Source organism: Vibrio floridensis (assembly GCF_021852965.1).
Taxonomy (GTDB): Bacteria; Pseudomonadota; Gammaproteobacteria; order Enterobacterales; family Vibrionaceae; genus Vibrio; species Vibrio floridensis.
In genome coordinates this window covers 1-10501 of sequence record NZ_JAKGCY010000023.1, presented here as the reverse complement: position 1 = coordinate 10501, position 10501 = coordinate 1, and the positions used below count along the sequence as shown (strand labels likewise).

Below are 10501 nucleotides of genomic sequence, written 5' to 3'. Positions count from 1 at the left end.
TCCACAAATATATGGATATAGAACCATCCTGATGTTGCTAACCGGTCTAATACTCGTTCACGATAACCACTGATGAAATCGTCGAAACCATCGTAATGCCCAAAACTACAAAAATATGCATCTTTTCTCGCAGCAACACACAATTCGAAATCATCAATGTTTATCTGCTGAAAAGCAATTCCCATACTTACCTTTTCCTTCAAGCACCTAACGCTGCGTTAAGGGGTGAATGCCGCATAAACCAACTTCCTGCAGACCACCTTCACCACCAAAACTCACTGCATACCAAAAATGCCACGCGGCATGAATCCCTCTTGAACGCCTTGTTATGCTTAAGCTTCAATGGGTTACGTTTTGCTCGAAACAAGATTAACCCGACTTTGATTTACAAACAAAAGCCAAAACTTAGAAAACCGAAATGACTCATAGTTTTGAAAATCGGGCTTTAAAATTCAGCCGCTAAAACTCAAAAACTGAAGATTAAATTGCTGACTGAGCCAGCTACCATAACCTCGCACTTACCTTAAAATTGATTGAGGCAACTCTCTGAATTTTCAGCGCCAAAGAATAAGTGTCCGAAAAACAGCGCCCAATGAAGTCAACTTGCCGACAAGCACAAACCAATCAACCAAGGGAACAAAGAAACACCATAACCCACTGATTTTACGTGATTAAGCATAACGCCCTGTTAAGGGGTGAACAACGCAATACCGATGCCGCCGCATACCACCTTAATCACTTAAACCAACGCATAGTGAAAATGCCACGCGTTGTGAATCCCTCTTGAACAGTTTGTTATATGCGTACTGGCACCAATCACCACACATGCAACTTAAAGTAAACCAAGAAAGATGCTATGAGAATAAGACCACACCAAGCGAAAAATACGAAGGCTTTCGCCTCAGTTTCTGCTTCTTCCATATCTGGAAGTAAAGCCATGAAATAGCATCCGATTGGAACTAATTCGTACATTTTACCTGCATATTGGTTATTCATGCCTAAGAAAGGTGGAACATACAAATACAGAGCTGAATAGCTGACAAAAAAGATAGTAACTAAGATTCTGTTCCAACCTATCTCTTCGCCTTCTTGGTACAGCTTAAATAACAGGTAGATAGCACCCAATATTGCTAGTATCAAAAACATCCTGTTCAGAAATCCGTAAAGCATATAACGCCGCGTTAAGGGGTGAATGCCGCCTAAACCAACTTTCCGCAGACCACTTTCAACACCAAAACTCACCGCATACCAAAAATGCCACGCGGCATGAATCCCGCTTAAACGCCTTGTTATGCTTAAGCTTCAATGGGTTACGTTTTAATAGAACCAAGAGTAACTCGTCTTTGATTTACAAACAAAAGCCAAAGCGCAGAAAACCGAAATGACTCATAGTTTTGATGATTAGACTCGGGATTCTGAACACTCAAACTTGGAAACCTAAAAACGAATTTCTAATTGAGTCAGCCGCCCTAACCTCGCACTTACCCGAAAATTGATTGAGGCAATTCTCAGAATTTGTAGCGACCAAGAATGGATGTCCAGAAAACAGCGTCCACTGAAGCCAACTTGCCGACGAGCACAAAATCAAAAGGCTGAGGGAACAGAGAAAAACACTAAATCACTGATTTTAATTGATTAAGCATAACGCCGCGTTAAGGGGCGCAGGCACGCAATACAAAAGTAACCGCATAACACCTTAACCACTAAACACAACGCAAATTGAAAATGCCACGCGTGCCAAGTCCCTCTTGAACGCTTTGTTAGGCAAATTTCCAGTTGAGAGCCTTAGCCTCATGCTCTTTAATAAAGCTATCTTTATGACGGCAATATACATCTATGTCATTGTTGCAGATTGCTGCTCCAGTTTTCTTTAACACACCATACTCATCGGCTACTTCAGGAAAAGCGATAAGATACTCTTTAAAAGCGATGTGTCTTTGCGCTTCATGTGAACCTGTTAGAAAGGCGTGGACTTGATGAGTTCGTTGAACCCCACCTTTTTGAAAGTAACGCCTACCCGGGATACCAAACTCACCTTTAGCAAGATAGCCCAACGATTCCATCAAGTAACTTTGCTCATCCAGTTCACTGAGACATTTAACCTCGAGCAGAATATCTATAATTGGTTTCGCACATAAACCTTCAACTGAAGTGCTACCGATGTGGTGAACTTCCACCACATTTTCTTGGCTTAACGCATTACAGATTAACGCTTTCTCTCGGTTAAAATCATCAGCCCACGACGACTGAAAATCTACGACTTCAATTATCCTTAAACTCACGCCTATCTCCATTTGCCTAACGCCCAATTAAGGGGTGAACAACGCCTCCACCCAAACCTAAAGCATTGTGCCATAAACACTAAATTTGAAGTAGAAGCAAAAATGCCAAGCGTTGTGAATCCCTCTTAAATTGCTTGTTATGTTACGGAGCTATCAGTGATTGCGCAAACTCTCGCATATGACGCGCATTATCAGCAGTTTCGGCATTGCCACAAGCCTGTCCATAATATTTGATGTCCGGTGATGAATAGGCTGGCAACTGCTTCTCTGCATAAGTCATTACCGTCCCCGCTTCATGACACAATGCCCCAAATGCATATGGCTTAATTTGCTTGTGATGCTCTTTTAGAAGCTGCCCTTTTAACCAATGTATTGCTGTGTTGTCATGCCATGCCCAAGCCAGATGCCCCAACTCATGCTCAAGTACATGAAGTTCTGCATCAGAAGATAGAACCAAAAAACTGCGACTAAAATTTACATGAGCAGTTCCTGCACTGTCTTTTGCAAAAGGAAAGTATCTAGGAAGAACTAGAACATAATAACTTCCAACTTTTTGCATTGGCTCGAGAATCGAGTTACCAACATTTAGTAGTAACTGTTGATGTAACTTACCACTGTCTTGACTTTTAAAACTGGTCAAATCAAGTTTGGTGATTCCTGAAAGGGTCCTTCTAATTGGAATGCAAGAGTTCTCTAGAACAAGGTTTGAATAGTCAATAAACTCTTCAATTCGTGCCTCACTAATAGAGTCATCTGTGAAAAAATGCACTGGCGTATCAATTTTAGAGACGGAATCACACACGGGGAGCGATAACTCCTCACCACCTCGTTTACCGACAAAAAATAGAGCGGTTACACCGAGTAAACAACCGCCAACTAACAACTTTTTATTCATTCAATTACTCGTAAAGTGCAGTAACATAACGCTGCGTTAAGGGGTGAGTGCCGCCTAACCCAACTTCCCGCAGACCACTTTCACCACCTAAACTCGCCGCATACCAAAAATGCCACGCGGCATGAATCCCTCTTTAACGCTTTGTTAGCCCTGTGCCGATTAGTACATATAACCCAACCAGTCCAAATGACCATTTGCCCACTCTTTGCCACTTACTGGTTTGATAAATAAATCATCGATATGCTCAACTGCCACACCATAGTTTGTGTGCTCATTAAGCCGTAACCAAGAATGGATTGTCTCGATTTTGCTATAACCATGCCTCAGGTAGAAATCCTCTAATTCAGAAATAAGCATGATAAAATCAACCCCTTTTCCCTTTGCAAACGACGATACTTCAGAAAGCATAAGCGAACCAATACCTTTACCTTGATATTGTTCAGCGACACAGAAATCAATGATACCCAAGACGTTGTACACTTCATTACCGACTTTCACTGCGCGATAATCTAGCCCCAAGTAGCCCACGAGCATATCACCTTCATATTGCAAAGCACGCATATGAGGAAGTTGTTTGTAATAGGACCGATTAGCTTGATGCTCAGGAAAGGAGCAGTTCCTCAAAGCCTCGATAGCTTTGTGCTGCACTTCCGTTACATTAATTTCAAATACAATATCCATTGTTTTCCTTGAAAGGGCTAACGCTGCGTTAAGGGGTGAATGCCGCCTAAACCAACCTTCCGCAGACCACTTTCACCACCAAAACCCACCCCATACCAAAAATGCCACGCGGCATGAATCCCTCTTAAACGCCTTGTTATGTTTAAGACTCAAAGGGTTAAGTTTTGCGATACCAAGAGCTTAACTCGACTTATCTTTGAAAACCAAAATCAGGAGCTAAAAAACTGAATTAACTCATAAATTTGATTGTACTGACATTGAACTTTGAAGTCAGAAACCGAAAAGCTGAGGCTTTAACTTTGAAATCAAAATCACTTCACTCACCTCGCCAGAACTCTGGATTTCAATGAGGCAACTCTCTGAATTTTTTGCGCCCACAAATTGGAGTCCAGAAAACAGCGGCCACTGAAGTCAACTTGCCGACAAAGCCAAAATTAGAAAGCTAAGAAAAGATGCAAGCAACTGATTTTAAGTGATTAAACATAACGCCCAATTAAGGTGTGAAGCACGCAATGACCAAGCCACCGCATAGCACTTCAACACCGAAACCACCGCATACCAAAAATGCCACGCGTGCTGAATCACACTTAAATTGTTTGTTATGCCACTAGCGCTCACTGATTGCGACTTTGCCTGCCAGCCCAATAAGCAGAACTCCCGAGACACCCTCAAGTGCTCGTGAATAACGCTGAGAATTTGATCGACTAAAAACCCAACTACCGACTGAGGCATAGAGAACGTTACACAGCGTCGCTAATGCGCTGAAGAGCAAACCAAGCACTAATAATTGCATTGACGCGGAGCCTGCAGATGTGTCGACAAACTGAGGTAAAAATGAAAGGAAGAATAGTGCTACCTTCGGGTTCAAAACACTAACAATAACGCCTTGTATAAATACATTTTTGTTGGTTTCAACACTTTCACTAACCACTCTTTTACTGCCTCCACGCCACATAGATAGCAGAGACTGAACACCTAAATATACTAAGTAAGCGGCACCCAACCATTTCACCGCACTAAAAGCTACAGCAGAGCTGAGGATTATCGCGGACAAACCTAAACACGCAGCTAATGTATGTACAAAGTAGCCAACACCAAGACCAATTGCAGCTTTAAATCCAGTTGTAAGCTTACCTTTCATGGTGTTTGAAACGATGTAGATTACGTCTGGTCCAGGTATCATATTGATCGCCAGACAAGCGACTACAAATAGTAATATCGAGTTTAAATCCATTTCCTTTCCTCCATGTTGAACGTCTTGTGGCATAACGCCCGCTTAAGGGGCAGCCAACGCCATAACCAAGCTTCCGCATGACACCGTAATCACAAAAAACAACGCATGGTAAAAATGCCACGCGTTGGCTGTCCCTCTTGAAGCGTTTGTTATGAACCTTTCACATTTTTAAGTAATGAGCTCAGCTGTTCTATTCCATCAAAGGTTGCTGGTAGTTTCTCTGAATCAGACATAATTCCACTAAAAATTAGATTTTCAAATTTTTCTAATGCTGTTGCATCATCTTTCTTAATTTTTGATGCGTAATGTGCATAGTTCTGAATAAATTGACATAGTGTCTGTCTAAGCTCAATTTGAACTATTTGTGTTTTAGTAACTTTATAGTTATATAGGACAATGCGAAAAAAATACACTAGAATAACTTCCACAGAAATTAAAGGAATAAGTAAAAATAGATCTGTAAATACGAAACCTGAGTCATTCACTCTTGATAGAGAGAAATAAAACTGAATTATTAAAGGCGTTAAAATTAGTATTCCCAAGCCTAGCAATGACTTGAGAAGAAATTTTCTTTCTAGCTCCTTTTTGGAGCCTAAATCGCTAAAACCCTTATATAAGCCGACAAAATTAAAGCCAATTTCATATTCATCCAACTTAGACTTTAAATCGTTTACTGAACTTTCCCGCTCTTTTAATTCAAGATCCCATTGGGATTTTAAGTTTTTAGACTCTTCCACTTTTTCACTGAATGTTGAAAAAACCGCAATATCTTGGTTATTTACAAGATCTTTAACCAAATTTGCAGGCATAACATATGAAGCATATATAATTTGAGAACTAACTTCACTATCCAGTTTCAAAGCATCATGTTGAATATTCGACCTGATATGGCGTAATTCTATTGATAATTCTTTTCCTGCCCCAATAAAAAAATCGAACTCACAAAGAAATCGATAGCAATTTGTGTATATGTCATCAATGCCTTCTGAAGAGTTTGCTCTATATGATGCTAGCCCATTAATGAATTGATCACCAATCCAATTAATGTTAAAACGACATCGATCACTCCAACTATCAGGATTATTATGAATATACTTTACGATTTCTAGGCTTCTATTAAGTCTCGTTTTATACACTTCATCTTCTAGTACTGACATCGTGGCCTGTTGAATGAAAGAGCTTATAGCTCTTGTACTAGATTCACTACTAAAAAACATGTATTACTCCAAATGTAAAATATTGTGATGGTTCATAACGCCCAATTAAGGGGTGAACAACGCCTTCACCCAAACCTAAAGCATTGTGCCATAAACACTAAATTGAAGTAGAAGCAAAAATGCCAAGCGTTGTGAATCCCTCTTAAATTGCTTGTTATGTTTTGGGCTAATTCAGCATACCTTGTTGCTCAGCGCGCTTGATATTTTCTAAAGGCTCTATACAACCATATTTATACATGGAATTACGTTCTGTACTATCTAGATGGAGTACCTGCTGTGCTGCATAACCCATAAGCTCGTAATGTTGTTCAGATTTAAACTCAGGCATCTTTCGTAACATAGATATCATTTTAGAAAACGAATCGGAGTCACGCTCATAGCCTAGCCCGTTTGCTAAATGCCAACATACATACGCCATTGCAACTGGGCTTTTATTGAAGTCTTGTTGAGCATGAGATTGCGTCGGCAAACTTGCAAAAGCCAATAGCAATAATTTTGTGATATGTTTCATAACTTTATTTCACCTGAGCATATTTTTAGGAATTTATCAGCATTTAATACTTTCAAGTAATCGCAATGCTAGCCATTCATCAGGGCGAAAATCTCCACTATTTGCTTGTTGAGCCCATTCAATTTTTTGGCATGAGCTTAAATGCTCAGGCGCACCTGACATTTCCCAAAAACCGTTTGCGAAAAGCCAAATAGCTACAACTACTAAAAAACCTATGTATTTCATTTTGAACCCAATAAACAAGAAAAAGGCGGAATTACGAACCCCAACCAGTAATAAAAACAATATACTATAAAAATCAATTTCTCTATTGCTTTAGGTCAATAGGAGGCTGATCGTAGAAAAAACATAACGCTCTGTTAAGGGGTGAGCAACGCAATACCGAAGCCACCGCAAACCACCTTAGTCACCTAAATCAACGCATAGTAAAAATGCCACGCGTTGCGAATCCCTCTTGAACAGTTTGTTATGTGCGTTGTTCGGTTCTTGCGGAATCTCGTTCTCGGTTTTCTTTCTCGATATTTACTTCAAGTGTCCGAAAATGTCCCATTGCAACCGTCGTAGCAACAACTGCCGTAGCTGGGGCCCACGCCCTCTCGTTGTACACAAGATTAGATAAAACAAACAACCAATGGTTTTCTGAAAGAATCTTTACACCGAACGAAAGACACATTTCATTGATTAGGGCCGAGCTAGCAATTAGAAATATCGCAATAACTAAAAACTTCCCTAGCCAATGGGCAACCCAAGTGGCTAATGTAAGAAAAATATTCAACTTATACGGTATATCGATTAGAAGACTCATAAGCTACCTTTTGTTTGTCCATTTCTCTAAAGCACATAACGCCTTGTTAAGGTGTGAGGCACGCAATACCGAGGTTTCCGCATACCACCTTAACCACTAAACTTAACGCATAGTAAAAATGCCACGCGTGCCGAATCACTCTTGAACAATTTGTTAGGCAGATAGCTCCTTAGCTAACTCGATATCATTCAAAACAACGTCATTGGCAAGCTCTTTACTGTTCTCACCTGTTGGAGTAAAGCCCTGCTTTGCATAAAAATTCAATGCACGTTCATTACTATCAAGTGCCCACAACGAAACCTTTTGAGCTTTCAATACGCGGAGCATTCTCTCGCACTCGTTATAAAGCGCTTGACCAATGCCAGCCCCAATTTTATCAGGGGCAATGTAAATCGAGCTCAGTTCATACACTTCAGTGCCTTTCAAAGTTTTAGGCTGCCCAAAGCACAGAAAACCAACTAATCCGTCATCACAATCCGCGACGAGAACTTCCGCCAAATTTCGCTCAATGATGTTCGACCACAATTTCTGGCGCTTTTCTAATGTATAGCTTGCGATAAAACTCTGAGGCATCAGACCATTGTACGCATATACCCATGAACTAACGTGTATATGTGCGATTCTATCGACATCATCTAGTAATGCCTTTCTAACTCTAAACTTCATGATTTCCTTATCTGCCTAACGCTGCGTTAAGGGGTGAATGCCGCCTAAACCAACCTTCCGCAGACCACTTTCACCACAAAAACTACCCGCACATTAAAAATGCCACGCGGCATGAATCCCTCTTTAACGCTTTGTTAGGTGAATTTATACCGCTGAAATATAAACACAAACCTCTCGTTCACCACCTTGCATACGAAGTGTTTGATTTTCTATGTAAGTAACGCCAAGTTTATCGATAACTGACTTTGAACGAGAATTACCAACAAGATGCATAACCTTTAACTCTCTCAATCCATGAGATTCTTTTGCGTACTCAATTAGCGCCTTTGAAGCTTCTGTCGCATAACCCTGCCCCCAAAAATCGACACCCAACCAATAACCTAATATACCTTGGCCATCTTTTAAGCTCGGCAAACTCACGGCCCCAATAAGCTCTAACGATTCTTTATGTACAATCGCATAAACAATACTCTCTCCGCTGGCAAAACCAATTTCATGTGTTTCAATCCATGAAATTGCATCTGAAACTTCGTATGGATGCGGTATGTTTGCCGTCATTTCTGCGATTCGTTTATCACCAGCTAATACTGATACTTGCTCAGCATCAGACTGCTTAAATGATCTAAGAATTAAACGTTCAGTTTCCAAATTTTGCTGCATTATTTCCCCAAATTCACCTAACGCTGCGTTAAGGGGTGAGTGCCGCCTAAACCAACTTTCCGCAGACCACTTTCACCACCAAAACTCACCGCAAACCAAAAATGCCACGCGGCATGAATCCCACTTAAACGCCTTGTTATGTAACAATTTTACGCGTATTTGTATACATGGTCTGCGTACAAATGACCACCAATTTCATAAGCTTGAGGCACTATCCTATCGAGCACAAAACCCACTTTTGTAAGTACCTTTTCGGAACCAATGTTGCCCTCGGTAACAATTGCACTGAATTTATCGATGCCGAACTCTGACATTGAATAATTTATGAGAGCTTGCAGTGACTCTGTACCATACCCGAGCCCATGATATTCGGGCAAAAACATAAACCCAACTTCAGCAACAGAATCGTTAACACAAAAACCTGTTATACCTACTGCTTTGTTCGTTGTGGACTCGACAACAACTAAACATAGCCAATGCTTCGAATCTACAAACCAAGGTGCTAATCGAGATTTAAATTTACTCTCAATTTCTGACTTTGGCAGCTCATCGAAACAAAGTGAAATGACACTTGGGTTTGTATGGAGTTGTAGAAATAAAGACCAGTCATTTCCCGATAATGGCTTCATCCGTAGCCTTTCAGATATTACTTCCATTTAGCCGGACTCTCCTTGTTACATAACGCTGCGTTAAGGGGTGAATGCCGCTTAAACCAACTTTCCGCACACCATTTTCACCACAAAAAAATCACCGCAAACCAAAAATGCCACGCGGCATGAATCCCTCTTGAACGCCTTGTTATATTTAGGGCTCATAGCGGAAGTGACCCGTAATTTGGAAGTCAAACAACATATCCTCAAGCACTGGACCTGAACCAATATTGTGAACTATTAGAGGCCGTTTCCCATCCTGCGACAAATCGTTCGTTACGATACCGATATGAGGCAAATTACCTGGGAGCATCCATGTCACGATGTCACCAGCTTTATAAGCCAAACCTTCATCACTAATCGTTAAACTTTGGCCATGTCGTTTGAAGAAAATCTGTAAATTCGGCACTCGACGATGGTCTATGTTGCGATCCGGTTTTGACAAACCCCAAATTCTGTTTGAGGGATACAGTGAAAAGTTGTCACGCATATCTTCGTGAACTAAGACTTGTAAATCTACGCCCAGTTTTCTGTAACTACGAATAATTACATCGGTACAAACCCCGAGACTAGACGGCACATCTCCATTGGGATAGGCAATTTTTATATAGCTTCCATCATAAATTACAGTATGCGTTGTTCTTTCTTTTGCAGCTTCAACCAAATCTGACAATGAGTTGCCTGCGCTTACACTCGTACTCAACAACACGAGTAGGGAAAAAAATAGTCGTTCCATGACAATTACCTAAAAATATAACGCCGCGTTAAGGGGTGAATGCCGCCTAAACCAACTTTCCGCAGAGCACCTTCACCACCAAAACTCACCGCATACCAAAAATGCCACGCGGCATGAATCCCTCTTGAACGCCTTGTTATGTTTAAGGCTCAAAGGGTTAAGTT

Annotated in this window: 12 protein-coding genes and 1 pseudogene; all 13 read right to left on the bottom strand. The window is 40.8% G+C overall.

Annotation, left to right across the window (positions count from 1 at the left end; translation table 11 throughout):
* A pseudogene (locus tag LZU85_RS19600) lies at positions 1-185 on the bottom strand (GNAT family N-acetyltransferase); the annotation flags it as partial.
* Between the two features lie 631 nt (positions 186-816).
* On the bottom strand, positions 817-1242 hold the full coding sequence (locus LZU85_RS19580; RefSeq protein WP_237288233.1) for a hypothetical protein: 426 nt from the start codon (positions 1240-1242) through the stop codon (positions 817-819).
* Between the two features lie 518 nt (positions 1243-1760).
* Positions 1761-2282, bottom strand: a complete 522-nt coding sequence (locus LZU85_RS19570; RefSeq protein WP_000058623.1) for a GrpB family protein — start codon at positions 2280-2282, stop codon at positions 1761-1763.
* A gap of 142 nt (positions 2283-2424) precedes the next feature.
* A complete protein-coding gene (locus LZU85_RS19565; protein ID WP_237288231.1) occupies positions 2425-3177 on the bottom strand; it encodes a hypothetical protein in 753 nt (250 codons plus the stop codon).
* Between the two features lie 159 nt (positions 3178-3336).
* A complete protein-coding gene (locus tag LZU85_RS19555) occupies positions 3337-3858 on the bottom strand; it encodes a GNAT family N-acetyltransferase (RefSeq protein ID WP_053543527.1) in 522 nt (173 codons plus the stop codon).
* 607 nt (positions 3859-4465) lie between these two features.
* Positions 4466-5092, bottom strand: a complete 627-nt coding sequence (locus LZU85_RS19540) for a LysE family translocator (RefSeq protein WP_237288230.1) — start codon at positions 5090-5092, stop codon at positions 4466-4468.
* A gap of 149 nt (positions 5093-5241) precedes the next feature.
* Positions 5242-6309 carry a hypothetical protein gene (locus LZU85_RS19530; RefSeq protein WP_237288228.1) on the bottom strand — a complete coding sequence of 356 codons (1068 nt, stop codon included), beginning with the start codon at positions 6307-6309 and terminating at the stop codon, positions 5242-5244.
* Positions 6310-6475: 166 nt separating this feature from the next.
* The gene (locus LZU85_RS19525; protein ID WP_237288227.1) at positions 6476-6820 is read right to left on the bottom strand and encodes a hypothetical protein; all 345 of its coding nucleotides are present in this window, start codon (positions 6818-6820) and stop codon (positions 6476-6478) included.
* Between the two features lie 36 nt (positions 6821-6856).
* A complete protein-coding gene (locus tag LZU85_RS19520; RefSeq protein WP_237288226.1) occupies positions 6857-7045 on the bottom strand; it encodes a hypothetical protein in 189 nt (62 codons plus the stop codon).
* Between the two features lie 733 nt (positions 7046-7778).
* Positions 7779-8291 carry a GNAT family N-acetyltransferase gene (locus tag LZU85_RS19510; protein ID WP_237288225.1) on the bottom strand — a complete coding sequence of 171 codons (513 nt, stop codon included), beginning with the start codon at positions 8289-8291 and terminating at the stop codon, positions 7779-7781.
* A 144-nt stretch (positions 8292-8435) separates the two neighbouring features.
* On the bottom strand, positions 8436-8951 hold the full coding sequence (locus LZU85_RS19500) for a GNAT family N-acetyltransferase (protein WP_131069805.1): 516 nt from the start codon (positions 8949-8951) through the stop codon (positions 8436-8438).
* Between the two features lie 149 nt (positions 8952-9100).
* Positions 9101-9607, bottom strand: a complete 507-nt coding sequence (locus tag LZU85_RS19490; protein WP_237288224.1) for a GNAT family N-acetyltransferase — start codon at positions 9605-9607, stop codon at positions 9101-9103.
* Positions 9608-9755: 148 nt separating this feature from the next.
* Complete coding sequence (locus LZU85_RS19480; protein WP_237288223.1) at positions 9756-10337, bottom strand: DUF1287 domain-containing protein; 582 nt, start codon at positions 10335-10337, stop codon at positions 9756-9758.
* Positions 10338-10501: the final 164 nt, after the last annotated feature.